This is a genomic window from Polyangium sp. y55x31, from assembly GCF_029946505.1.
Lineage (GTDB): Bacteria > Myxococcota_A > Polyangia > Polyangiales > Polyangiaceae > Polyangium.
This window is the reverse complement of the sequence record NZ_JARZHG010000022.1, coordinates 94,634-118,501: the sequence shown is the minus strand read 5'-3', so window position 1 is coordinate 118,501 and position 23,868 is coordinate 94,634. Positions and strand designations below refer to the sequence as shown.

Below are 23,868 nucleotides of genomic sequence, written 5' to 3'. Positions count from 1 at the left end.
GATCAATCCTCTTCCACGAAGCCGGGCACCGCGAACCCATCCATCGACGTCCGCGGCGCCTCGCGGAGCGCGATCTCGTGCGGCAGGCTCTCGTGCGGCTCGTCGGCCCGAAGCTCTGCCCGCTCGATCGCCACGTACGCCGTCGGCTCGATTCCCGTCACGTCGAGCTCTTCGAGCTGCCGGACGTACGCGAGGATACGGCCGAGATCCCCGGTCAAACGTCGGATCTCGGCGTCGGGGAGATCGAGGTTGGCGAGGCGAGCGAGCGAGCGGACCTCGTCCTCGGCGATGGGGGCAGATCCTTCGGGCGCGGGGGGCATCGTCCGCGGATGTAGCACGGGGGAGCGGCGGCGGAAGCTCGGGCGGACGCGGAAGCGGCCGGCGGAGGCGGCATTCCGATCGGAATGCTGCCCATTGCGAGGTTTCAGGGTGCGAGCGTCGGCACGTCATTCTCCCACCGGACGCGCGCGAGCGCCGAGGAGAACTCCACCGCGAGACGCGGGGTCAGGCCCTCGTAGGTCAGGTGGCACGAGGTCGTATCCACGCTGATCATGCGCCCCGCGCGCTCCTGCGCCGGCAAGCTCGCCGTCTTGGCGCGCCAGGCCTCGAACCCGGCCGGGCTCCCGCACACGAGCGACGCTTGTTCTGCGCCGAGCACGAGGCGCGCGCCGAGCTCCTCGCGGTCCTGCTCGCACGTCCCGCGCCCGAGCGCCTTCGCCACGACCCGGCAGGCCTTGACCTGCGTGTTCACCACGCACCCTTCGAGCGTGGCGTGTTTGTCGAATTTCACGAGCTTGCCGACGACGTCGACGGAATCGTCGGCCTTCCACGCCGCGACCTCGGCCGCCTCGCTTTCCCGCACCGAACACCGCACGGACGGTGCGTCGGGCTTCGCCTCCTTGGGCATCGTGACCACCGTGTTCGCCCCCTCCTTCACGACCTCGCCGACCTTGCCCCGGACGAGCACGCGTTTGCCCTTGAATCGCTCGTCCGCGCGCGCCGCGCTCGCCTCGTAGGCGTCGAGCAGCTCGACGTGGGACACTTCCACCTCGGGCGCATTCGACCGGACGGAAGGGGTGGGGGGCGGCGGGGCAACGCTCGCGGAGGCGGATGCGGCGCCCTCGCGCGAGGCATTGTCGGAGCGGGAGCAGGAGACGACCCCGAAGGCCACGAGAGCGACCCGGAACCACGAGCATCGGCGCGTCATGGCGCCACAGGCTACGAGGTCCGCACGCCCGAGACAACCGGTGGTAAGGTCTCTCGACCCCCGATGTCCGCCGATCCCCCTCGCTCGAAGGCCCGGGCCGCATTCCTTTTCGTTGCGAAGCTCGCGTCCGTCGGCGTGGCGCTCGCCGTGACCTCGTTTGCCGCTTCGCCCACGTGGATGCACGTCCTCGGCGGCTCCATCGCGGCCCTCGTGCTCGTCCTCGCCGTGAGCCTCGCGAAAGGCCGGCACATCGTCACTGCCTTCGGCCTGCTCGCGACGGTGCCCCTCCTCGTGTTCTCTGCGGATCTCGGCATGGATGCGCGTATCACGTCCGCGCCGCTCGGCTGCGCTTGCAGCTATTGCATCGGCGATTGGGAGATGGCGGGCTTGTCCTTCTGGCCATTCGAGGAGCCCGATGGCTGGTTCGCCTTCCTCGCGCCGTTCGCGTTTCCCATCGTCGGCGCGCTCGGCGCGCTCGTCCCCCTCTTGCTCGTCCGCGCGCGTGATTCTTTTTCTCGACGCATTCGCGCGGCGGGAAGCCTCCTTCTCCACGCCGGAAGCCTCGCATCCCTTTTGCTCGCCGCGGCGCTGCTCGTCCACGCATTCGTTCGCGCAGGGCGGTATCCAGCGGCCGATACCTATCTCGCCTCGCTCCCCGAGCTGGGCGTCCTCCCGCCTGCGCAGGGCAAACCCGCGGAGGTGCTCGACCACCGCCACAGCCGATGGCCCGCCATGCTGGACGTCTACCGAGACCAGGTGGATGGGCTCTCCATCGAGCGATCCTGCAATACCACCGCGAGCCTGTGCGAATTCAGCATCGGCGGCCAGCGGAGCTGCCAGAATCTCGTGGAGAGGAGCGCGCCCGTGACCCTTCGGCGCGACGTCGTGCACGATTTCGTCACCATCGACGACGGCTCGAACCGATTCGCTTTTCGTGGAGGAACGCTCATTCACGTCACCACGAGCGACATCGCCGCTGCCATAAGCCCCGCGCACGCGTGGCTTTCCGTGGGATGTGCGGGGATGCTGCTCGCGATGGGGCTCATGGCCCGAAGGCGCCGCGCCGAGGAGCGCCTCGACGCGGCCGCATTCGATGTGCTCGCGGCCGCCGCCGCGTGGATCGGCGTGGCGCCGCTTCTCGCGGCGCTGCCGATGTCGTTCTGATGTCCGAGGGCCTGGGTGCCCGCGTTCAGGGACCGCAGAGAATGGCGCAGTAGTTCGCGGGGTCGGCCGAGCACGAGGGATCGATGTCGGCGCTCGGGTCGAGGTCGCCGCAGTTGCACCCGCCGTAGTTGTCCGGCACGCAGCCGCAGTCGAAGGCAGCGGTGGCGTAGGAGTACTCGGGGACATCGATCTCCGCGCAGGAGATGAACACGAAGTCCTTGTCGGTGTTCTCCGAAACGCACAGGACCTTGTTCAGGAGGTCTCCGGGCGGCAGCTCCTCGTTCGCGGTCTGGTTCGGGTAATCTTGCGTGAGGAAGTCATCGGCGGCGTAGCAGACGAAGTCGTGGGTGTTGTTCTCGTCGTTGATGACCGTGCCGTTGCAATTCTCGCCGGCGTAGATGACGTACGTGAACGTCACGTTCAAGCTGCCCGGATAATCGGGATCGGGCACGTCGACGGAGGAGCAGAGCTCATCGAAGGCCTTCGCGGCCTTGTTCTGGCCCGTCGCGGGCTCGATCGTGCCGTCGGCGTTGAAGTTGAAGCACGCTTCGGCCTCGTTGTAGCAGCGGTACTTGCTATCGGCCTGCCCGTCACGGGTGGCCGTGATGAGCACGGAGTTGCCCTCCCAGCTCACGGCGCCGGTGAACGCCATCTGGACGCTCGACGTCATGCCATTCTCGCCCTCCCCCGGGCCGTTCATGTCATTGCAACCGCTCATCGTGACGAGGCCACCGAGCACCATCATGCTGCCGAACGCGATAAGTTTATTGAAGTGCATTGTCGTTTCCCCCAGTTGCGTTTGAGCGTAGCTGTGGCTCGACGTCTCGCGACGCCGAGCGAAAATTCCATCGCCGGCCGCGCCTCCGCGGGTCGGTCGTCGGGACAGGCCCGCATTTCGATGCAGTGCGAGCCTCACCTCGACCCTCGGTCGGCGCCATTTGCGCGTTTTGCCGAGCGACGAGACGACGGGAAAGTAGCCTGGAATGCGGACCCGGCAAGGGAAAATGGAATCGATCGAGAAGGCAATACAGGACGTAAACATGGGGGAAACTGGAAGTACCAGGTGATCATTCTTTGACGTCCGCATTCGCCCGCACCCTCCTCCGCTCGATTTCCCTCACCCCGAGCCCCCGGCCCGCCCCGAATCTCCCCGTCCCGTTCTGCGTTCGGTCGTCCGGCTCGTCCCGATACCGCCGCCATTGCGGACACCCCGACCTCCGCCCGGTCCGGAGTCCCCCACACCATCTTGCCGTCCCTCTTGAAAAGTTCCGCGTATGACGCGCGGCGCCAGTTGATCATCTATGCGCCGGACGCCCGCTTCCGTTGATGCGAGCCGCACGGGTCTGATAGTTTTCCCGCCTGTCGCTTCCCTGAACGAAGGAGGGAATTTTCATGAAACGAGTCCATCACTTCTTGGCCGTCGGTGGCCTTTTCTTCGGAGCCGCCTCGATGGGCGCCGGCTGCGCCGTGGACGACGGCACCGAGAGCGGCGTCGACGATGATCTCGTCGGCGACGCGACGCTGGATCCGACCTCGCTCCCCGGGCGTGGATGCGGCGTCAAGAACCTCCCCGCGGACGAGATGCTCCGCGTCGAAGAGGAGTTCGAGCGGATCAAGATCGTGCGTCCGGACAACGCCTTCTCCGGCACCGTCACGATCCCCGTCTACTTCCACGTCATCAACAAGGGCACGGGCATCGCGAACGGCGACGTCCCGCAGAGCCAGATCGACCAGCAGATCGCGGTGCTCAACGCCGCGTACGCGGGCTCCGGCTTCCAGTTCCAGCTCATCTCGGTCGATCGGACGACGAACTCGACCTGGTACACGATGAGCCCAGACACATCGGCCGAGACGAACGCCAAGGCCGCGCTCCGCAAGGGCGGAGCGAACGCGCTCAACATCTACACGGCGAACCTCGGCGGCGGCCTCCTCGGCTGGGCGACGTTCCCCTCGTGGTACAGCGGCGCGCCCAGCGACGACGGCGTCGTACTCTTGTACAGCAGCGTCCCCGGCGGGACGGCGGCGCCCTACAACCTGGGCGACACGGGCACGCACGAGGTCGGCCACTGGCTCGGCCTCTACCATACGTTCCAGGGCGGCTGCGCGTCCCCGGGCGACTCGGTCTCGGATACGCCCCCGGAGGCCTCGGCGGCCAGCGGCTGTCCGACGAACCGCGACACCTGCTCCGGTGGCGGGCTCGACCCGGTCAAGAACTTCATGGATTACACCGATGACTCGTGCATGAACTCGTTCACGGCGGGTCAGATCTCTCGCATGCAGTCCCAATGGGACACGTACCGCGCCTCGGGCAGCCCGCCGCCGCCGCCGCCGCCTCCGCCGCCTCCGCCGCCGCCGCCTCCGCCGCCGCCGCCGCCGCCCTCCGGCACGTGCGCGCACGACAAGTGCGTGACCGGCGTGGCGCTGGACGCGTCGGCGTGTGGCGCGGTCGTCCAGGCCGTCTGCGCCGAGGACCCCTATTGCTGCTCCACGCAATGGGACAGCACGTGCGTGACCGAGGTCTACACCGTCGGCGACAGCGCCGCGTGCAAGATGGGCTCGTGCACGCACAGCGCGTGCACGACCGGCACCAAGCTCACGAAGGGCTGCGACGGCCAGGGCCTCACGACGACGCTGTGCAACGCCGATCCCTATTGCTGCAATACGGGATGGGATAGCACCTGCGTGAGCGAGGTCTCGAGCATCGTCGGCGCGACCTGCAACTGAAGCGGTAGACTGTGCAAGCGCGCCGTGCGAGCACGGCGCGCTTGCCCCGCATCACAGCTCAGACACGCACTCGCCCTCGACGCACACCTCCAGATTGTTGCAACGGTTGCCGCAAGCTCCGCAGTGGTACCTGTTGTTGAGGTTCGAGCAGCCCGCAGGATAACTCGTGCAATAGACCTCGCCGCTCGGGCAGCAGCTCGTGCTCGTGCACTCGCAGGCTCCGTTGACGCATTGCTCGCCCGTGTCGCATTGGTGCCCGCAGGAGCCGCAGTTGTTCTCGTCGGTGTCGAGGTTGCGACAGACGCTGAAGAACCCGGCAGGGCAGCAATCGAGGCCAGGGTCGCAGCCGCCGGCGCTGCAAATCCCACCCTCGCCGACGGCGAGCTCGGCCTCGGCGACGTTCTCGTCCGCGATCGAGGCGTTGAGGTCCGGATCCTCCGGGCCGGCCGCCGCGCAGCCCATATCCATCGAAGCGACGCCGCCGATGACGAGCACGGCCAGCATGGAGACGAGACGAGAAATCTTCTTGTCGAATGCCATGGTATCTTCTCCTCGAAGCGATCGTTTGTCGAACGGCGCGGCCAACGGACCTGCGGCCGTCACCGATCGGCGGGCACCTCATCAAGATCGGTGCCAGCACGAAAATCGATGCGAGGAGGAGGTCGAGAGCCGCATGCAAGCGGCGGATTCGGAGGATGTAGGGGGTGGCCTTTCACGTCCGCCGGGGAGATGTGCAGGCGCGCCCATGCAGCGGATGATGGCTTGGGGCATCACCGAATGGGCACGGCGCTCGGCGGGGGCGGGCGTTCGTATCTCCTCATGCGAAGGATCATGGGCACCAAGAAACTGGGCGAGCGCCGGGGGGCATCGCGGCATTGCTCGCTTTCGTGTGCGCGTGCGGCGCGCGGTCGGGAAGACGAGCCGAGCTAGCAATACTCTTCGAGGAATGCGAGCAGCGCGTCGACGTCGACCGGCTTGCTCAAGAACCCGGTCGGGCAGAGCGCGCGGACGCGGCTGCTGTTCGCTCCCGCCGTCAGGACGACGACGGGGATCCTCGAAAGCGCCGGATGCTGGCGTTGCTCCGCGAGGAACCCGTAGCCATCCATGACCGGCATCATCATGTCGAGCAAAATGACGCAGGGCGCCTCGTTCTCCGCGAGATACGAGAGCGCCGCGCGTCCATTACAAGCCGTCACCACGCGATAACCCTCGTCCACGAGGAACGTCTCCAGGGCCTCGATCACCCCCGGATCGTCGTCGATAACGAGGATCGTGCCGGGACGACATCCGTCTGCCTCCGGCGTGGCATCCTGTTGATCGTCGATCATGCAATCCTCCTCGACGGCGGGCTGCACTTCGGGTCAATTCGATTCCACCGGGATGCGCGGCAGCGTCACGCGGAAGGTCGACCCTGCTCCGGGCTCGCTCTCGAGGTCGAGCGTGCCCCGGAACGCGTCTACGATCTTGCGCACGATCCAGAGCCCGAGGCCGAACCCGCCGTGGTGGCGCTCCGGCGGGGAGAGCTGGACGAATCGCTCGAAGATCCGGCCCTGATCCTGCGGCGGGATCCCGGGGCCATGGTCGCGCACCGACACGACGGCATGCCCGTCCTTTTCGGTCACGGTGACTTCGATCGGCGCTCCAGGCGCATACTTGATCGCGTTCGAGAGGATGTTCACGAGCACCTGCTCGACGCGCAGCCGGTCCCAGATGCCCATGATCGGCGTGTCGGCGCGCAGCGAGAGCTTGCAGCCTGCCTTGTCCAGGTTCTCGGAGAAACGCTCGGCGGTCATTCGTGCGACGTCGGAGAGGTCCACCTCCTCGGGCGTGAGCGCGAGCTGACCGGACAAGGCGCGCGAGAAGTCGAGGAGATAATTGACGAGTTTCTCCAGCCTGCCGCACTCCGCCTTGGCCTTCGTCAGCCGCTCGGTGAGCTGCCCCGCCGAGCATGTCCCTTTCGCGCCGGCCCGCAGCAGGCTCTCGATGTAAAGCTGAAGCGAGGTGAGCGGCGTCTTCAGCTCGTGGGAGGCGACCGAGATGAAGTCCTCTCGCATTCGTAGCGCCTCCTCGAGCTCCGCCGTGCGCTGGCGGACGCGCTCCTCGAGCTCCTCGTTGAGCTGGCGAAGCTCCTCTTTGGCGATCTTGAGCGACGAGCTCTCGATGAGCTCCCATTGATCGGCCCGTCGGGTGAGCGCGAACTGATGGCTCCGCACGACGTCGATGACGCTGTCGGAGTTGCATCGGCGGAGGGAGTAGGCGCAGAGGCCGACGATCCGGTGCCCTCGAAACGCCCCGGTCAGCCTCGCCTCGTAGTCGGCGAAGCTCTTCCAGTCGCATACCTCGAGAAAGGACGTGTTTCCGCTCGCCCGCAGCCCCGAGTAGCCATTCTGGAGCGCGACTTCCTGCCGCTCGATCCACATCCGGTGGAGGGTTTCGGTCTTCAGCCCCCCGGTCTTCAGGTACCAGTCGTTATGATCGATGATCTCGAGCTGACCGCTGCGCTCGAGCTTGTCGAGGTTGGGCACGGCTGCCCTGAGCAGGTCGCGCGCCTGGTGGGCGCGGAGCGGATCGGCCGTGACCCAGACACATTGCGCGTTCCCGCGGATCCCCGCGAGGAAATAGGGAACGAGCGTGTCCGCGAGATCCCGCTGTGAATCATAGAACTGACAAAAATGAGTACCCCAAGGGAGAATGCCGACTGCCGGGATTCCGCTGTCAACGCCCGCTGCTACCATGATCCTTTCGTACTCCCCACGCGTTGTGGCGACGCGAGGAGGAGGATGCAAGCGAAGGCCGCGCGAATTTCATTTCAATGCCGGCGATCGTGCTCGGCGCCTGCGGGGCCCGTCGTCCTGGTCACTTCGCATGCACGAGCAGCTCCCTGGCCACGTCCACGAAGAGGCGCAGCGCTGGCGAGCTCTGCGCGCGGCTGGGGTAATAGAGGAAATAACCGGGGACCCTGGGCGCATAGGCCTCGAGCACCCGTTCGAGCCGCCCGGTGCGTAGCTGCTCGGCCACCATGGGCTCGAAGGCATACGCGAGCCCCAGGCCTTCCTCGGCCATGGTCACGGTCAACGCGTTGTCGTTCGTGGCCACGCCGCCGCGCACCGGCACGCGCCAGGTCCTGCGGCCTCGCTCGAGCTCCCACGCGTAGAGCGCCCCGGTGGTGTGCATGCGGAAGGTGATGCACTCGTGGCGCAAGAGATCCTCGGGGCGCTGCGGCGTGCCGTGGCGCGCGAGGTAGCTCGGCGCGCCCACCACCACGAAGCGAAATGCGTCCGTGAGCCGCACCTGCACCATGTCGCGCTCGATGGCTTCGGTCAGCCGCACGCCCGCGTCGTAGCCCTCCGCCACGAGGTCCACGAAGCGCTCCTCGATGACGATCTCGACCTCGATCCGTGGGTGACGTTCGCGGAACGTGGGTACCACGGGCGTGATGATGAAAGGCACCGCCGCCCGTGGTATCGACAGCCGGACCCGGCCCACCGTTTCTCCCGGCTGCGCGGAGACCTCGGTGAGGGCCGCGATCGCCTGTCGCATCGCCGGGCCGGCGCTCTCCACGAGCCGCCTCCCTGCGTCCGTCAACGACACGCTGCGCGTCGTGCGGGCGAGGAGCACCACGCGCAGTTGCTCTTCGAGCTGCCGCACGGCCTGGCTCACCGCCGATCTGGACACGCCGAGCTCGCGTGCCGCGCTGCTGAAGCTGCGCAGACGCGCCACGGTGAGGAACGCCTGGAGCTGCGGGAAGGGGGCCGTGTTCATGCGCCGGATCCGTCGCCGGGCGCGCTCGATTGTCAAGTCTGACGCAACACCATGGCCTGCGACGAAGGATCGCTGGCGCCAAGAAGACGTCTCGTCAAAATACAAAAACCCGTGCTTCGATCGCTGCCGATCCTCACGCTCCTCTTGGCTCTCGTGTCCTCCTGCGACGCGCGCCGCGCCGAGCCCAGCGCCGCGGCGCCCACCGCGAGCGCGAGCCCGAGCGCGAGCGCGCCGCCGGCTCTGCCCTCGACCGTCGTCACGCCGAAGGAGCCGAGTCCGCTCCGAGCCGCGTCGCCCTTCGTCGATCTCCCGGTGCCCGGTCATCCCGCGGCTGTCGTATCTCTACCGAATGGCGCGACGTCGCGCCGGCCCGTCGTCATCGCCGCGCACGGCAATTACGGTCGGCCTGAATGGCAATGCCAGGCCGTTCGCGAGTTGTTCGAGGAGCGCGCATTCGTCTTGTGCCCTCGCGGCATCCCGCGCGACGATTCTCCCGGCCCGGACGACCTTCGCTTCACGTATGAGAGCAACGCTGTGCTCGAGCTGGAGATCGACGCCGGCCTTCGGGCGCTCGCGGCGGCTTATCCCGACCACGTGGATCCCGGCCCTCCGCTTTATATTGGTTTTTCCCTCGGCGCGATTCAAGGCGTCGCGATCGCCGGCCGCCGCCCCGCGGATTTTCCGCGGCTCGTGCTCATCGAAGGCGGCCATGACGCGTGGAAGCCCGAGGTCGCGCAGGCTTTCGCCAAGGGCGGCGGCAATCGCGTGCTCTTCATTTGCTCGCAGAGCCACTGCGAGAGGGACGCCCGCTGGGCGGCGGCGCGGCTGAAAGAGGCGAACGTTCCGACGCGTGTCGTAAAAAGCGCCGACGTGGGACATCGTTATCGTGGCCCCGTGGCCGAGGTGACCCGCAAATCGCTCCCTTGGTCGCTCGAGGGAGACGCGCGGTTCGGGGAGATGCTGCCGGGCCCCTGAGATGTGGCCTCACGCCGCGGCTCGGAAAGCGTGGGTCGGGGGGCATGTCCGAGCCCCCGCGGGGCCCGGGGTGGCGGGTGACGCTCCGGCGCGGCCGGGGCGACCCGAGCGGAGCCCTTCGAGATGCTCCTCCCCATCCCGGAGCGCCTGTCCTCCCTCCCGTCCCTTGGTCCCCCCATCTGCCCGCCCGCGCGTCGGCCGCTCCCCCATGCGCGGACGGAGCCCCCGTGCCCGCTCGTTCCCCCGGAGCGGATGCCCGCACCCATCCCCGTCGGCCGGTCGTCCGGGGTCTCGCCATGCCCCCGGGCATCTCGTCGGCCGTGGGCTTGCCCCGCCGGGATGCCCCCACCCATCCCTCACGCCCGAGCCTTCGCCCACGCCTTTGCCCCTGGGCATCCTCGCGGGCGAACGTTCGCGCAGCGTGGGTCGGGGGGCATGTCTTCGCCCACCCCCTCGATAGGAGTGGGAAGGGGCAAGGAAGAATTGCAGGGAGCAGCTGAAGCTCCCGGGCCGCAAATGGGGACGCGGCATGACGGGAGGCTACAAGCAGACCTCTTGGTCTTGTGCGGGGCGAGCGTGCCGCCGCCCAAGGAGTAGTAAGGAGGAGGAGCCAGCAGTCTTGACGCCGGCCATGCCCGAGTCCCCCGACGAAGAGGAGATCGCGCTCGCAAAGGAACTGGGGGAGGCCGGTCTCGCGGCCGTCGACGCGGCGCTGCTCAAGCAGGTCATCTATCGGTACCAGAAGGCGGCACGCGTGATCGTCGACGCGCTCGATTTCGGTTCGTATCCGCTCGACGACACCCACGTCCGTCTCTTCGCCCGCCGGCTCATCGCCCTCGCGGAGTCCGGGGCCATCGTGGCGAGGGGAAACCTCCTCAACCCGCGGCGCAGTGAGGTAGCGCTGCCCGACGAGCCTTGAGCCCGGTCGCCCAGCTCCACGAGGCACACATGACTCGCCGCAAATCCATCAAACGACCTCCTTTCCGAGCATTGTTCAAAGAAGACACCGAGGAAGGCTGACGCGCGCCGCCCCCCGCCCCCGCTCGAACACCCCCCCCTTGACAGTTCCCCAACCTTCGATCACCTCCGCTCATGCGTTCTTTTTCCGTACTCAACCTAACCGACCTCAGCGTCGGCCTTGCCGATCTGTCCACGAAGCGATACGCGGCCCTGACGAGCACCAAGGCTGGCGTGGGGCAGGTGGACGTCCTTGCCTACCAGCAGAAGGCGATCGATGCGTTGCCCAAGGCCCTCGTCGGAGGAAAGCCGATGAGCGAGGAGCTCGCGTCGAAGGACGACGAGCATGACGGTTTGGGCCTGGGGATCTGGCACATGACCGAGGCCTATTTCCACGTGCCGGGCATCCCGCCTCATATCGTCGACGCTGCACGGCGCGTCCGCGCGGCCTTCATCCCCACGCTCGGCGCGCTCCAGGAAAGCTACGCGGACGAGGCTGCGGCCGCGAACGCGCACAAGGAAGATCTGGCGAAGCTCGAAGCCGATCTGAAGCTCCTCCCCATCGCCGGCGGCGGCACGCTTTACGACTGGGCTGCGAGCTTCGTCGCGGCTGGGCAGGACCTTTCCGTCTTGCTCAGCAAACGCGCCGACGTGAACGCCGCGACGCGCAAGAACGCGCAGGTCCTTCGGTCCGAGACCGTGGGGATCCTCAACGACCTTCGCAGGGCGATCGCGCGCGAAGCGAAACGCAACCCGGCGCTCGCCGCGGACATCGATGCCCAGATTTTCGGCTACCTGGACACCCTGGAAGAACAGCGTGTCGCCGCGCATCGGGCGGCGAAGGCCGAACGAGGCAAATCGTCCACGAACGAGGGGTGAACGCCAGAAACGGCTCCCGTTCCCGCTCCCGCCTCCGCCCCCCGACGAAACGTTGGCCCTTCCGCCTCACCGATGATATTGCCGCGCCGCTCCGCGCCTTTTTCGGCGTCGGGCAGGCCCCATCGGCTTCGAGCGTTCTGTCCACACTCGGGGCTCCGGATCGCCTTCGGCGCCCTCGGCCCCAAACCCCACGCGGCATGGCCACCTCCCGTCTCTCCACCCTCGTTCGACAAGGACGCCGCCACGTCGCGCTCACCGTGCTCGGCGCCGCCGCCCTCGCGACGCTCGTGCCCCGCGGCGTGCCGAACCTGGGCGCGAAGGACAGGTCCACGGCGCTCGCCTCGGCGCTCACGTCGCAGGGCCTCGTGCTCACCGCCGAGGACGTGGCCTGGATCGATCCGCCGCGCGGCGTCTGGGGCGCGCTCGGCGCGAAGAGCCGCGCCGTCGTCCGCGCCGCGCCCGCGCAAGGCGAGCCGAACGATCTCTACCTCGTGCACGCCGAGCTCTCGCCCGAAGGTGTGCTCCTCGACGTGGGCGGCGCGTACAACCTCACCGAGACGAGCGGCGCCGACGAGTCACGTCCTGCCGTTCGTGGCGAGCGCATCGCGTACGTGTCGAGCCCGCTCATCGCCGGCAGCCATCCCACCGTGCACGTCTTCGATCTCTCCGGGCAAGCGCTCGCGACCGAGGGATGGACCCGCGTCGAGCGGATGCAGAACGCGCTCACGAACGCGCAGGAGACGGGACAGCTCCGCGGCATCGGCAAGCGCACGTTCACGCTCGGCGAAGGGGAAGGCGAAGCCGCCGCGCAAGAACAAGAAGGCGAAGCGAAGGAAGGCGAGGCGCCCGCGCGTGACGTGCGATGCGCGCTCGAAGAAGCGACGCTCGTCGTCCGTGATGGAGCGCGCGAGGCGCGCGTGCCGCTCGATGGACCGGCGACGCTCCCGGCTTGGCTCTCGCACGAGAGCGGGGAGATCGCGCGGCCGGGCAACGTGGTCACGTGGTCGGTCGATCGCGTGCGCGACGTCATCGGCGACGAGGCGATGCAGACGATCAAGGCCGTCGCGTTCGCGGGCCTCGAGGTCGTCATGCGGCAGAAGGAGAGCATGGGCGGCGAGCAGGCCGCGGCCGATGCGATCGCCGAGGACCTCGGACAAACCACGCTCGAAGCGCCGACGCGCACGATGCCCACCGACCCCGAGATCGGCTGGCCGCCGGCGCCGCTCGAACCTTGGATCACGCCCGCGCTCCCCGGCGAGGGGCAGTGGAACCCGCAGGACAAGGATCCGTTCATTCGAAGGATCGAGGGCCTGCCGCCCGCGTTCGTCACGACGTACATCCGCCCCGATCGCTCGCGCAAGACGACACGCGTGTTCATCGTCGTCTGGGATCCACGCCAGGTGGAGCTGCACATGATGGCGGGCACGGTCGAGCCGAAGGGCGCGACGGGCGAAGCAGGCCCCGGCCTCATCCCGCGTGACCCCGCGGTGCTCGAACGTGTCGTCGCCGCGTCGAACGCAGGCTTTCAGGCGCTGCACGGCGAGTTCGGCATGATGGCCGACGGCGTGGTGTATCTACCGCCGAAGCCCTATGGCGCGACCGTCGCGGTGCTGCGTGATGGCTCCACCGCGTTCGGAAGCTGGCCCGAGGATCAGAGCATCCCGCCGAACGTGATGTCGTATCGACAGAACATGACGGTCATGGTGCTCGACGAGAAGTTCAACCCGTACAACCGCACGTGGTGGGGCGGCACGCCGCCCGGCTGGGCGGACAAGACGCACACCGTGCGCACGGGCATCTGCCTGACGAAGGAGAAGTTCGTCGCGTACTTCTACGGCGCGGACCTCGGCCCCGAAGGGCTCGCGCAGTCGATGATACAGACGCGTTGCTCGTACGGCATCGCGCTCGACATGAACGCGGGTCACAGCGGGCTCGAGTTCTACAAGGTCGCGCAAGAAGGCGAGATGGATCCGCTCGGCAGGCCCTTGCAGTACGACTGGGAGTCGGAGGGCACGGTCTCGGGCATCGACGGATGGAAGTTCCGTGGCAGGCGCTTCATCCGCGGCATGGGTCTCATGAACTTCCCGCGCTACATCAAGCGCGAGGCGCGCGACTTCTTCTACATGACGCTGCGCCACGTGCTGCCCGGCGCAGGGATCGCGCCCGTCGCGCAGCCGCCCGTCGAGGGCGAAGGACAGTGGCGCGTCAAGGGTTTGCCGCAGCATGGTTTTCCGTACGCGCTCGCCACGACGGAGCTGCGCATCGATGCGGCGCGGCCCGATCGCAAGGCACGCGTGGTGAAGATCGATCCACGCACGGTGGCGGCCGCGAAGGCCTCTGCGCAGAGCGCCGGCAAAACGGTGGCCGTGCTCGACGCGGGCCCGGCCGACGCGGGCGCGGGCTCCGCGTCGCTCTGGGCTTCGGCCGGCGCGTTCGCGATCGGCGCGGAGCCGCCCGTGGAAGGCGCGATCCGCCTCGCGACGGGCTCGCCGAACGCCGCGGTCGCCGCGGCCGCCGTCGGCGTGAACGACAAGGACGGCATGCTCCTCTATGTCGAGCTGTTGACGCCCGCGGATGCATCGGCGGCCGACGCGAAGGCGCTCGACACGCTCCTGAAGAACGCGGGATGCAGCACGCGGCTCTTGCTCGCGAAGCCGCTCGTGGTGGCGCTCGGCGGCGACACGGATCTCGCCGGCGCCGCCGTGCACCCGCCCCAGGGCCCGACGGCCGTGCGCCTCGCCCGCGCCGAGGCCCCCGGCGGTCGCCGCATCCTGGAGGACACGCCCATCGTGCCCTTCAATACGTGGTATCCGCTCCAACAGAAGCGGATCCGCTACTTCAAGAAGCCCCAGAAGGACCCCGCGGAGGGGGCGCCGAACTAGCCCCCCTCGGGGGGCCACCGGACGAAACCCGCGGAACTATGTGAACAAACTCGCGAAGCACGCCGAGCAAGGGTAGGCTAGGTGTGTCACGGTTTTCCCGCCTGCGCGCGGTGCGGTCACGGAGCCCCATCGACCCTCTACTCGCGTCGCGCGAGATGTGCGAAAGGGTTTTCCTGTCGTCCGCGGCGTAACGTCGCATTCTGTCGAGGAGTGGCTGAACATGGCCGATGATAAGGGCAGCGATCTGGACGTCTTCGAGGGGCTGGCGAAGAAGGCTCCTCGCAGCACCACGCCAGGACTCATGCCGCCGCCCCCCTCGGGCGCTGCCCGCAAGAGCACGCTGGTCGGCGGGGTCGCGCCCGTCCCCCTTCCGCCCCCGCCCGGGGGCGGCGCACCCTTGCCCCCGCCTCCGAGCGTGTTGCCCCCTCCGCCAGGGGCACCCTCGCAGCAGCGGCTCGCGACGCCCCTGCCGCCGCCCCCCGGCGCAGCGCCGTCGATCCCGCTGCCGCCGCCGCCCGGAGCCGCCACGTCGGTGCCGCTGCCGCCGCCTCCAGGAGCCGCCGCGTCCGTGCCGCTGCCGCCGCCGCCCGGAGCCGCCACGTCGGTGCCTCTTCCCATGCCCCCCGCGCCGCCTCCAGGAGCCGCCGCTACGTCGGTACCGTTGCCGCCGCCGCCCGGAGCCGCCGCCGCGTCCGTGCCGTTGCCGCCGCCGCCCGGCGCGCCGACCGGTGAAGCCCCCGCGAAGGTGGGCCCCGGCGGCAAGGCCGTCGACATGGACTGGGACGACGAAGAAGAGTCGACCCACGTCTTCGACGCGAGCAAAGGCGACCCGCACCCGACCGGCCCGCGTCCTGCGGCGGGCATGCCTCCCATGAGCAGCGCGGCCGCGGCCCTGCTGTCCGGCTCGGGTGGCTCTGCGCGCCCCGCGCCGCTGCCTCCGCCGGTCTCGGTGCCGCCACTCGGCACCTTGCCGCCCGGCGCCGCGATGCCGCCGCCTCAGCAGCCCGGCGTGGCCACGACGCTCGCGTCCGCAGGCGTGGTGCCGGTCCCCGCGATGCCGCCCTCGCAAGCGCCGATGACGGCGCGCTCCGAGGCGACGGCGATCCGCCCGCGCCCCGATCTGCCGACCATCGCAGGCGTGCAGCCCGCGTCTTCGTCGTCCGGCGGCAGCAAGATCGGCATCATCCTCGGCGCCGTCGCGCTCGTCGCGGTCATCGGCCTCGGCGTCTTCATGTTCCTGCCGAAGAAGGGCTCGCTGAAGATCGACATCCAGTCGAAGGGCGCGCCGATCAGCAAGGCGGAGATCTTCGTCGACGGTCAGAAGAAGTGCGACACCACGCCCTGCGTGGTCGCCGAGCTCGGCCCCGGCGAGAAGACGGTGCGTGTCATCGTCGCGGATCTCGGCAAGGACGAGAAGGTTTCGGCCGTCGTCGAAGCCGGCAAAGAGACGCCCGTGATGGTCACTCTCGAGACCAGCGGCGCAGCCCCCGCGACGTCTGCACCTGCGGCGGCGAACGCGAATGTTACGGGCCTGAAGATCCTCGCCGCGACGCCGAACACGAAGGTGTGGATCGACGGCACGGAGAAGGGCGTGCTCCCGGTCGAGCTGAAGGACATCACGGCCGGCTCGCACAAGCTCAAGTTCGAGGCCGGCGATCGTTACGACCGCTTGGAGCAGACGGTCGACATCGAGGCCGGCAAGATGAAGGAGATCGGCCCGATCAAGCTCAAGGTGCTGCGCGGGCAGATCGTCCTCGAGCTCGCGACCGAGGGCGCGGCCGTCAAGCTCGTCAACGCGAAGAAGGAAGAGAAGAAGATCCCCGAGAAGGAGTGGAAGAACCAGCCCGTCAAGATCGAGCTCGATCCCACGGCCGGCTGGAAGCTCGTCGCCACGAAGAAGGGCCTCGACGACTTCACGCAGGATCTCGCCTTCGACGACGGCCTCGCCGAGAAGCCGATCCGCATCGCGCTCTACGAGCCGGGCAAGGCGCCGACGAACGACGCCGTCGCGAGCGGCTCGGTGAGCGGCTCGGCGAGCGGCTCCGCGACGGACACGGGCTCGGCCACGGGCTCGGCCTCGACGGGCTCGACGGGCTCGACGGGCTCGACGTCGAGCGGCACGTCCTCCACCGCGTCGACGGCGTCGGGCGGCGACAAGGCGCCGGCGACGGGCAACGGCACGCTCAACATCAACTCGATCCCGGTCTCGAAGGTCGTCCTCGACGGTCGCCCGCTCGGCAGCACGCCGAAGGTCGGCGTGAGCGTGCCGGCTGGTACGCACACGGTGACGTTCATCCACCCCGACAAGGGCAAGCAGACGGTGAGCGTGACCGTGAAGGCCGGCGAAACGAAGACGGCCGCCGTCAAGTTCAAATAATGCAACCCTCTGCATCGACCGCATCGCGGTCGATGCACCATCGGTCCAGGCCGTGCCTGGTCCGGGTCCAGGGGCGGATAGCCCCTGGTCGGGCCCGGGGTGAAACCCCGGCGCCACGCTCCAACCAACCCCTCAGCGCTGCTCGTCCGACCCTGCCGCCCACGCCTTCCACGTGAGCGCGCAGCGCCGATCGTCCGCGTGCGCGCCGCCGGCGCAATAAGCCGCATCGAACGGCGGTCCGAGCACGAACAACGTCGACCTGCTGACGAACGGCAAGTCCCGCAGCGTGAGCTCGATCATCTCCGTCTGCCGTCGCCGGTACGCTTCGAGCTTCGCCTCGCCGACGAGGGACGCGAGCTGGAGCTGCAAGCGCTCGCGAAGCTCTTCGTCTTCCGTCACCGCGAGCGTGCGCTGCAGCAGACGGATCGCCGCATCGCGCTCACCTTGCCGATTCAGGATCCCCGCGCCCGCGACGGCAGACCATCCCATGTTCCCCGCATCGCCGCCGAGCTCCGCCGCGCGCGCCAGCATGCGCGCACCGTCGGCCCTCCATGCGGCGCGCTCTTCCGGATCCGTCAGGTACGTTCCGGGCGCGATGAACGCGATGAACTGACCCGCCGTCCTCCACACCTCGGGATCGAGCGGCCGATTGCGCGTCCCACGTTCGAGGATCGCCCGCGTCCGATCGATGTCCGCGCGATCCGCTTCCGCGATCTGGAGCGTGATGAGCGAATCGGAGAGCAAGTACGGATCTCGGAACTCCGGATCGAGCTCGTTGATCGTGTCGATGAGGTCCGCGACGTTCTCGAAGCGACGGCGTTCGAACGTGTGCAGCCCTTGCGAGACGAGCACGTGCGCCCAGAGCACGTCCGCGAGCGCCGCGCGATAACCGAGCGAGAGCGTCACGACCTCCTTCGGCGGCGGCAGGAGATGCACGTCGCTCGTCTCCTTCACGTGCGCATGCTCCCGCGCGACGCGACCCTGCACAGAGCCGATGCACAGCGCCGACACGCCCACCACGATCGCGGTTCGGACGTAGTCGCGGGGCGAGGGCATCACTCCACCTCGCGATCCACGAACATGCCGGGCAAGACCCGCGGAGGTTGTCCCGGCACGCGCTCGCCGCGCACCTGGAACGTCGAGAGCTTGCCGTCGCCGTCGAGATCGCCGTGCGCGGTCGCGACGAACCGCATCACGCGCGTGACCGGATCGAGCTCGCTCTCGAACTGGAACGAGAACGCATGCGGCTCCTCGATGCGGAAGTCGAGCGAGCGCCACGTGAGGTGCTCCCAGATCTCGGGAGGATCGGTGACGCGCACGCCGCGCGGCACCTCGGCCGGCGTGAGTGGCGCGGCCGGCGGGAAGCTGATCTCCTGCGGCTTGCTCTCCGCGTACGCGACGGCGTGCGTGACCAGCCGATCGAGGTTGTCGAGCGGCTCGCTCAGCTTGGAGGCGTGCAGGTTGCGGATGAACGCGGGCACCGCCACCGCGAGGACGCTGCCCCCGATCGCAAAGGCCACGCTGAGCTCGAGCGCGCTCCATCGCGACATGCCCCCCTTCTAGCGCGCCGCCGCGTCGGTTTCCACCCGAGAATCGCGCGGCCCCGGGGCCCGGGAAAACGCGCAGCTTCCGCGAGGATGCTCGATAAAAAACGAAACCCGGGCCGCGCATTGCGGTCCGGGTTTCGGAGGTGAGGTCCGAAGGCGCGCCCGCGGCGCGCTTCAGATTTGGATCACTCGTACTCGTTCGAGATGAAGACCTGGGTCGAGCGGACGAGCTGCTTCGTGGTGGTGTCGACCTGGCCGGTCAGCGTGAAGATGCCGAACTCGGTGGTGTCGCCGTCGAGATCACCCTTCGCCGCGGCCTCGAAGCTCTCGGTGCCGGTGACCGAGGGGCCGGCCGGCGTGGCCTGCTGGCCGATGGGCGCGCTGCCCTTCGTGTACGAGTACTGGTAGTAAATCGGGTCGCTGATCTCGAAGCGCAGGCACTTCCAGCCGTTCGAGGAGTCGCCGCCCGCGAAGTCCGTCGTGCCGCTGTTGTTCGGCTGGTACTTCTTCGCAGCCGGGACGCCGGCCTTGGGCACGGGATCCGCGGCCGAACCGCAGAGCGCGTGCGTCGGGACCGTCGACTCCTGGCCGAGCGGCAGGATCTGCGAGGTCGTGTTCTCACGCTCGTACGACTCGGCAGCGGCGCGCGCGATGCGGCCGACCGCGTTCTTCGCCTCGCTCGTCTTGGCGCTCTTCAGATACCGGTTCACGCCGAAGATCGCGAGCGCCGCGAGGACGCCGATGATGGCGACGACGATCATGAGCTCGACGAGGGTAAAACCACGCTTGCTGTAACGCTTGAATGCACGCATGACGGACCTCCTCCTCTGGCAGACGAAATGTTTCGGAGCGGCAAACCCGCCGCGAATCTATCGATCCCACCTCGACGAGTCAAAAAACGCTCGTCGGATCCTGGGATTTGCGCACGAAATCGAATCGCCGACGTACCAATCGTTTCTTCGTCACTCGTCGTCGCCGTTCTTCGGATCGACGCAGAGCTCGCCCGTGAGCGAGGACGAAGCGAAGAGCGAGAGGACCCCGTCGGCATCCTGGTCTCCCGCTGCCTGCACCACGAACCACGGACCATTCACGGTCGCGTGCGCGGTAGCCCAGTTCTGGCAATACGTCACGTTGGGGACCGCGTCGGGCTGAGGCGCGATTCCCGCGACCACTGCATAACCGAAGCGCACCGGGCCGTCGGTCGTCACATTGAGCCGCATCCAGCAATCGTGGATTGCATTGCCCGTCTGACCATTGTCCCAGTTCCGCTTCTTGTCGTTCGGCGCGGCCGGATACCAGTCCGTGAGGCCACCGCAGCCGAGATATTGAAACGTCTCGGCCTTGTAGGCTTCCTCCGCGATCCGAATCCCGGAGACGACGGCCTTCACCTCCGACGCCGCAGCCCCTCGCATGTATCGGCGATATCCGACCATCGCGATCGCCGCGAGTACGCCGATCATCGCCACCACGATCATCAGCTCGGAGAGCGTGAACCCGCGGCGCTTTGCATCGCCCCTGGGTCGTCCGCCGAACTGCATCGTGTCCATCTGGCCATCGTTAAAAGCACGGCTCGTGCCACCCGCGATCCGCGCCCCGAGGCGCCCCCAGCGAAACGAACGATCCACCTCGATCCAGCGGCTTTCTCCGGCTTTTTCGTTCATTGCGGTGGATCCTCGGCGCCTCTGGAGTCTACCTTTCGCGTCGCGTGGTGACCAAAATTGTCACCGGCGGGCCTCGCGTGGTGACGATTCTCGTCGCCCCCCCGCCGTCGGCTGCGCGGGCACGATCGAGCCGTCCGCGTCGTCGTCGTCGCCTTCCGCGTCCGTGTCGAGCCCATGCTTCGCGAGGCGGTAACGCAACGAGCGAAACGTCACGCCGAGCAATTTCGCCGCAGCCTTGCGCACGCCGCCGCTTCGCTCGAGGGCCTGAAGAATGAGGCGCCGCTCGACCTCGCCGAGTACGTCTTCGAGGACGCACCCCTCCGGCGGGAGCTCCGAAAGAAAAGGCGCCGGGCTCGCCGAGAGGCCGCTCACCTGCGCAGGCAAATCACCGAGCCCGATCGCAGGCCCCGACGCGAGCGCCACCGCGCGCTCCATCATGTTCTCGAGCTCGCGCACGTTGCCGGGGAACTTGTAAGCGTCGAGCGCGCGTAATGCGTCCGTCGTCAATCCCCTGACATCCTTGCCGAGTTCGTTCGCAAAACGACGCACGAATCGCTCGGCGAGCCGCGCCACGTCCCCAGGGCGATCCCGCAAAGGCGGCAGCTCGATTCGAATGACGTTGAGTCGATAATAGAGGTCCTGCCGGAATTTGTTCTGGCGGACGTCGGCCTCGACGTCGCGGTTCGTCGCGGCGAGGACACGCACGTCGACCGGGATCTCGGCCGCCGCGCCCACGGGCCGCACCTTGCGCTCCTGGAGCACGCGGAGGAGCTTGACCTGGAGCGCGGCCGGCAGCTCGCCGACCTCGTCGAGCAGGACCGTGCCGCCGTCCGCCTCGCGGAAGAGGCCGAGCGCGCGCGCCCCCGCGCCCGTGAACGCGCCCTTCTCGTGGCCGAAGAGCTCACTCTCCATGAGCGCCTCGGGCAGCGCGCCGCAATTGACCACGAGGAAAGGTTTTCCCGCACGATCGCTGCGCTCGTGCAGGGCCCGCGCGACGCGCTCCTTGCCCGTGCCGCTCTCGCCCGTGATGAGCACCGTGGTGCGCGTGGGCGCGATCTTTCCGACGATCTCGGCGACGCGGCCCATCGCGGGGCTCGCGAAGATGTCGCTCTCGGCGGGCTCGAGGCGCGAGATCTGCGCGCGGAGGCGCTGGTTCTCGAGGAGGATGCTGCTCTTTTCGAGGGCCTTCTGCGCGAGCGCGATGACCTCCGCCGGCGAGAACGGCTTGCCCACGAAGTCGTACGCGCCCTTCTTCATCGCATCGAGCGCGTTCTCCACGCTCGAATGCGCGGTCATCACGATGACCTCTGTCGCCGCCGATCGCTGCTTCGCCGCCGTGAGGACCTCGATGCCCGATCCGTCCGGCATCACGAGGTCGGTGATCACGAGCGGGAAGGGCTGCGGGTTCTGCTGCAAGGCCTCGATCGCAGCGCGCACGCCCGGCGCGGAGACGACGTCGATGCCTTGGCGCCGGAAGGCGATCTCCAGGACCTGCCGGAGCGCAGGCTCATCATCGATGACGAGGATCTTCGTCGGAGTCGGCGGAACGCTGAGCGGCATGGAGGCCATCCTGCTGAAATTATCACGCCGCTCGTCGAGCGCGCAGTATCTCGCAGGCGTTCTCCGCCGAGAAACGCGTGGCCCAGCCCTCGGCGCGCGCGCGTCGTGAGCAGACGCGCCGCGCCAAGTCCGTGCCTTGTCACTTCATTTGCAGGCGGACGGATCGGTCGGGCCGGACGGGGTGCGATCCTGGACGACGAAGGTGGTGCGTGCGCTCTCGTCCTCGCCGAGGTCCTGCGCGACCCAGGCGACATCGCAGAGCTCGGCCTCGATCTGGACCTCGTAACGGCCGTCGCGGTCGCGATCCTCGACGACCGCGCCCTCACCCGTGCGCTCGTTGAAGACGATGACGATGGCGCCCTCGAGGCACGAGCCGGAGATCGTCCACAGGCCCGGCGCCGCGGCCTGCGGAGAGATGGAGTCGGGCGGCTCGGGCGGAGGGAGGGGGAGGGTCGGGCTCAGGCAACCCGGGAGCGCCACGAGGCAAGCGGCAGCGAACAACCGGAGCAAGGAGCGGCGACCCATCACGCGGGCGCCCCGTGCACGACGCATGCCCCGCAAAACCTCGGTGAATCTTCTGGAAAAACGTGGTGATGCACGCGTGCTCGCGGGAGGCCGAGACAACTACGTTGCCATCGTGCGCCCGTCGGTTTGCAGCACGCGCAGGCTGATGCGCTTCTTCGGGAGGTCGACGGTGAGCGTCGGCGCGTGATCCGTTTCGCCTTCGTCGAGCAGCTCGCCGACGAGGTCGTAGTCGCTGGCCTGCGTGATGCGCACGCGGCGGATCTCGCCGGGGCGCGCCTCGCCGCCCGAGAGGTAGACCTGTCCGTCGATGTCGGGCGCCTGGCCGCGATGGCGGCCCATCTGGACGAACTCGTGCTCGTCGCTCGTGCCCTCGACGAGGACCTCGAGCTCGCGGCCGATGAGCGTGGTGTTCTTCTTGTGCGCGATGCGCCGCTGCAGCGACATGAGCTTGCGGTGGCGGTTCGAGGCGACGCGCGCCGGCACCTTGTCGGGCATCTCGGCGCTGCGCGAGGACTCCTCGTCGGAGTAGCGGAAGACGCCGACCCGATCGAACTCGGCCCACGTGACGAAGTCTGTGAGGTCCTTGAACTCCTCGTCGGTCTCGCCCGGGTGGCCGACGATGAAGGCGGTGCGGAAGGTGAGGTCGGGGATGTCCTTGCGCAGGCGCGTGACGAGCTTGCGGAGGCGCTCGCCGCCGTGGCCGCGGCGCATGCGGCGCAGCATGGCGTCGGCCGCGTGCTGGAGCGGCATGTCGATGTACGGGACGACGCGCGGATGCTGCGCGATGAGCTCGACGAGCTCGTCGGTGATCGTCTCGGGGTAGAGGTAGAAGAGGCGCGCCCAGTGCAGACCCGGGACGTCCGCGACACGACGCACGAGCTCGGCGAGCGTGGGGCGCGCGCCGGCAGGCAGATCGCGGCCGTAGGCGATGGTGTCTTGCGAGACGAGGTTCACCTCGCGCACGCCCGCGGCGACGAGCTGCTCGACCTCGGCGACGACGTCCTCGATGGGGCGTGATCGCTGGCCGCCGCGGAGCTGCGGGATGACGCAGAAGGAGCAGGTGCGGTTGCAGCCCTCGGCGATCTTCACGTAGGCGCTGCCGCCGGGCGTGGAGATCGTGCGTGGATCGGAGGCCCGGACGACCCAGTCGGCGGGGTTGCCGACGAGCATGCGATCGGCCTTGCCCGTGAGGACCTCTTCGAGCCGGAGCATGTCGCTCGAGCCGAGGATGTGATCGACCTCGGGCATCTCGTCGGCGATCTCGGTGGGGTGGCGCTGCGAGAGGCAGCCGGCGACGACGAGCTTCTGGAGGTGCCCGTCCTCCTTGAGCTTCGCCATCTCGAAGATCGCGTCGATCGACTCCTTCTTGGCCTCGCCGATGAAGCCGCAGGTGTTCACGACGATCACCTCGGCGTCCTCGGGGGCGGGGACGTGGTCGTAGCCGGCGCGCCGGGCGACGCCGAGCATGACCTCGGAGTCGACGCGGTTCTTGGGGCAGCCGAGGGAGACGAAATGAATCTTCTTGCCGGACATGGGGAACAATCCTGGGACGTGGGAGCTTGACACGGCAGAGCCGCAGAGAGCGTCGGGGCCCGCGTTTTTCAGGGCGGGCACGGGGTGCCAGTACCCTCCCTCCTCCCACCCCGAG

General features: G+C 68.3%; 20 protein-coding genes and 1 pseudogene. 7 read left to right on the top strand and 14 right to left on the bottom strand.

Features of this window, described 5'->3' with window-relative positions; translation table 11 throughout:
• Window positions 1–2: 2 nt before the first annotated feature.
• Together gatC and QHF84_RS31220 are read right to left on the bottom strand one after the other, a co-directional pair.
• Window positions 3–320, bottom strand: a complete 318-nt coding sequence (gene gatC / locus QHF84_RS31225; RefSeq protein WP_281317127.1) for an Asp-tRNA(Asn)/Glu-tRNA(Gln) amidotransferase subunit GatC — start codon at window positions 318–320, stop codon at window positions 3–5.
• 104 nt (window positions 321–424) lie between these two features.
• Window positions 425–1,207, bottom strand: coding sequence for a hypothetical protein (locus QHF84_RS31220; RefSeq protein ID WP_281317126.1), 783 nt, complete (start codon window positions 1,205–1,207; stop codon window positions 425–427).
• 63 nt (window positions 1,208–1,270) lie between these two features.
• Between QHF84_RS31220 and QHF84_RS31215 the strand changes: the two genes are divergently transcribed.
• Window positions 1,271–2,371: a hypothetical protein gene (locus tag QHF84_RS31215; RefSeq protein WP_281317125.1), complete on the top strand. Its 1,101-nt coding sequence runs from the start codon at window positions 1,271–1,273 to the stop codon at window positions 2,369–2,371.
• A gap of 25 nt (window positions 2,372–2,396) precedes the next feature.
• Here QHF84_RS31215 and QHF84_RS31210 read toward each other — a convergent pair whose 3' ends face one another.
• The gene (locus QHF84_RS31210; protein WP_281317124.1) at window positions 2,397–3,149 is read right to left on the bottom strand and encodes a hypothetical protein; all 753 of its coding nucleotides are present in this window, start codon (window positions 3,147–3,149) and stop codon (window positions 2,397–2,399) included.
• 872 nt (window positions 3,150–4,021) lie between these two features.
• Between QHF84_RS31210 and QHF84_RS50295 the strand changes: the two are divergent.
• Window positions 4,022–4,672, top strand: a pseudogene (locus QHF84_RS50295) (zinc metalloprotease); the annotation flags it as partial.
• 474 nt (window positions 4,673–5,146) lie between these two features.
• Here the strand turns inward: QHF84_RS50295 and QHF84_RS31200 are convergent.
• The 4 genes from QHF84_RS31200 to QHF84_RS31185 all read right to left on the bottom strand — a co-directional run bounded on the left by QHF84_RS31200 (window position 5,147) and on the right by QHF84_RS31185 (window position 8,857).
• A complete protein-coding gene (locus QHF84_RS31200; protein ID WP_281317122.1) occupies window positions 5,147–5,635 on the bottom strand; it encodes a hypothetical protein in 489 nt (162 codons plus the stop codon).
• A 386-nt stretch (window positions 5,636–6,021) separates the two neighbouring features.
• Window positions 6,022–6,423, bottom strand: a complete 402-nt coding sequence (locus tag QHF84_RS31195) for a response regulator (protein WP_281317121.1) — start codon at window positions 6,421–6,423, stop codon at window positions 6,022–6,024.
• 33 nt (window positions 6,424–6,456) lie between these two features.
• Window positions 6,457–7,830 carry an MEDS domain-containing protein gene (locus tag QHF84_RS31190; protein ID WP_281317120.1) on the bottom strand — a complete coding sequence of 458 codons (1,374 nt, stop codon included), beginning with the start codon at window positions 7,828–7,830 and terminating at the stop codon, window positions 6,457–6,459.
• Between the two features lie 121 nt (window positions 7,831–7,951).
• The gene (locus QHF84_RS31185) at window positions 7,952–8,857 is read right to left on the bottom strand and encodes a LysR family transcriptional regulator (RefSeq protein ID WP_281317119.1); all 906 of its coding nucleotides are present in this window, start codon (window positions 8,855–8,857) and stop codon (window positions 7,952–7,954) included.
• 111 nt (window positions 8,858–8,968) lie between these two features.
• On the opposite strand from QHF84_RS31185, the gene QHF84_RS31180 reads away from it, so the two are divergent.
• The 5 genes from QHF84_RS31180 (at window position 8,969) to QHF84_RS31160 (ending at window position 16,927) form a co-directional block, all read left to right on the top strand.
• A complete protein-coding gene (locus QHF84_RS31180) occupies window positions 8,969–9,832 on the top strand; it encodes a hypothetical protein (RefSeq protein WP_281317118.1) in 864 nt (287 codons plus the stop codon).
• A gap of 631 nt (window positions 9,833–10,463) precedes the next feature.
• On the top strand, window positions 10,464–10,751 hold the full coding sequence (locus QHF84_RS31175) for a hypothetical protein (RefSeq protein ID WP_281317117.1): 288 nt from the start codon (window positions 10,464–10,466) through the stop codon (window positions 10,749–10,751).
• A gap of 173 nt (window positions 10,752–10,924) precedes the next feature.
• Complete coding sequence (locus QHF84_RS31170) at window positions 10,925–11,668, top strand: hypothetical protein (RefSeq protein ID WP_281317116.1); 744 nt, start codon at window positions 10,925–10,927, stop codon at window positions 11,666–11,668.
• A 197-nt stretch (window positions 11,669–11,865) separates the two neighbouring features.
• Window positions 11,866–14,550: a hypothetical protein gene (locus QHF84_RS31165; RefSeq protein WP_281317115.1), complete on the top strand. Its 2,685-nt coding sequence runs from the start codon at window positions 11,866–11,868 to the stop codon at window positions 14,548–14,550.
• Window positions 14,551–14,770: 220 nt separating this feature from the next.
• On the top strand, window positions 14,771–16,927 hold the full coding sequence (locus QHF84_RS31160) for a PEGA domain-containing protein (RefSeq protein WP_281317114.1): 2,157 nt from the start codon (window positions 14,771–14,773) through the stop codon (window positions 16,925–16,927).
• A 132-nt stretch (window positions 16,928–17,059) separates the two neighbouring features.
• Here QHF84_RS31160 and QHF84_RS31155 read toward each other — a convergent pair whose 3' ends face one another.
• From QHF84_RS31155 to rimO, 7 genes are all read right to left on the bottom strand, one after another.
• Window positions 17,060–17,983: a hypothetical protein gene (locus QHF84_RS31155; RefSeq protein ID WP_281317113.1), complete on the bottom strand. Its 924-nt coding sequence runs from the start codon at window positions 17,981–17,983 to the stop codon at window positions 17,060–17,062.
• A complete protein-coding gene (locus QHF84_RS31150) occupies window positions 17,983–18,477 on the bottom strand; it encodes a hypothetical protein (protein ID WP_281317112.1) in 495 nt (164 codons plus the stop codon). Before QHF84_RS31150 ends, QHF84_RS31155 begins: the two co-directional genes overlap by 1 nt.
• A 182-nt stretch (window positions 18,478–18,659) precedes the next feature.
• Window positions 18,660–19,286, bottom strand: a complete 627-nt coding sequence (locus QHF84_RS31145; protein WP_281317111.1) for a type II secretion system protein — start codon at window positions 19,284–19,286, stop codon at window positions 18,660–18,662.
• Between the two features lie 150 nt (window positions 19,287–19,436).
• Window positions 19,437–20,135, bottom strand: a complete 699-nt coding sequence (locus tag QHF84_RS31140) for a prepilin-type N-terminal cleavage/methylation domain-containing protein (RefSeq protein ID WP_281317110.1) — start codon at window positions 20,133–20,135, stop codon at window positions 19,437–19,439.
• 60 nt (window positions 20,136–20,195) lie between these two features.
• A complete protein-coding gene (locus QHF84_RS31135) occupies window positions 20,196–21,704 on the bottom strand; it encodes a sigma-54 dependent transcriptional regulator (RefSeq protein ID WP_348652897.1) in 1,509 nt (502 codons plus the stop codon).
• Window positions 21,705–21,839: 135 nt separating this feature from the next.
• A complete protein-coding gene (locus tag QHF84_RS31130; RefSeq protein ID WP_281317108.1) occupies window positions 21,840–22,247 on the bottom strand; it encodes a hypothetical protein in 408 nt (135 codons plus the stop codon).
• A 72-nt stretch (window positions 22,248–22,319) separates the two neighbouring features.
• Window positions 22,320–23,753, bottom strand: a complete 1,434-nt coding sequence (rimO, locus tag QHF84_RS31125) for a 30S ribosomal protein S12 methylthiotransferase RimO (protein ID WP_281317107.1) — start codon at window positions 23,751–23,753, stop codon at window positions 22,320–22,322.
• Window positions 23,754–23,868: the final 115 nt, after the last annotated feature.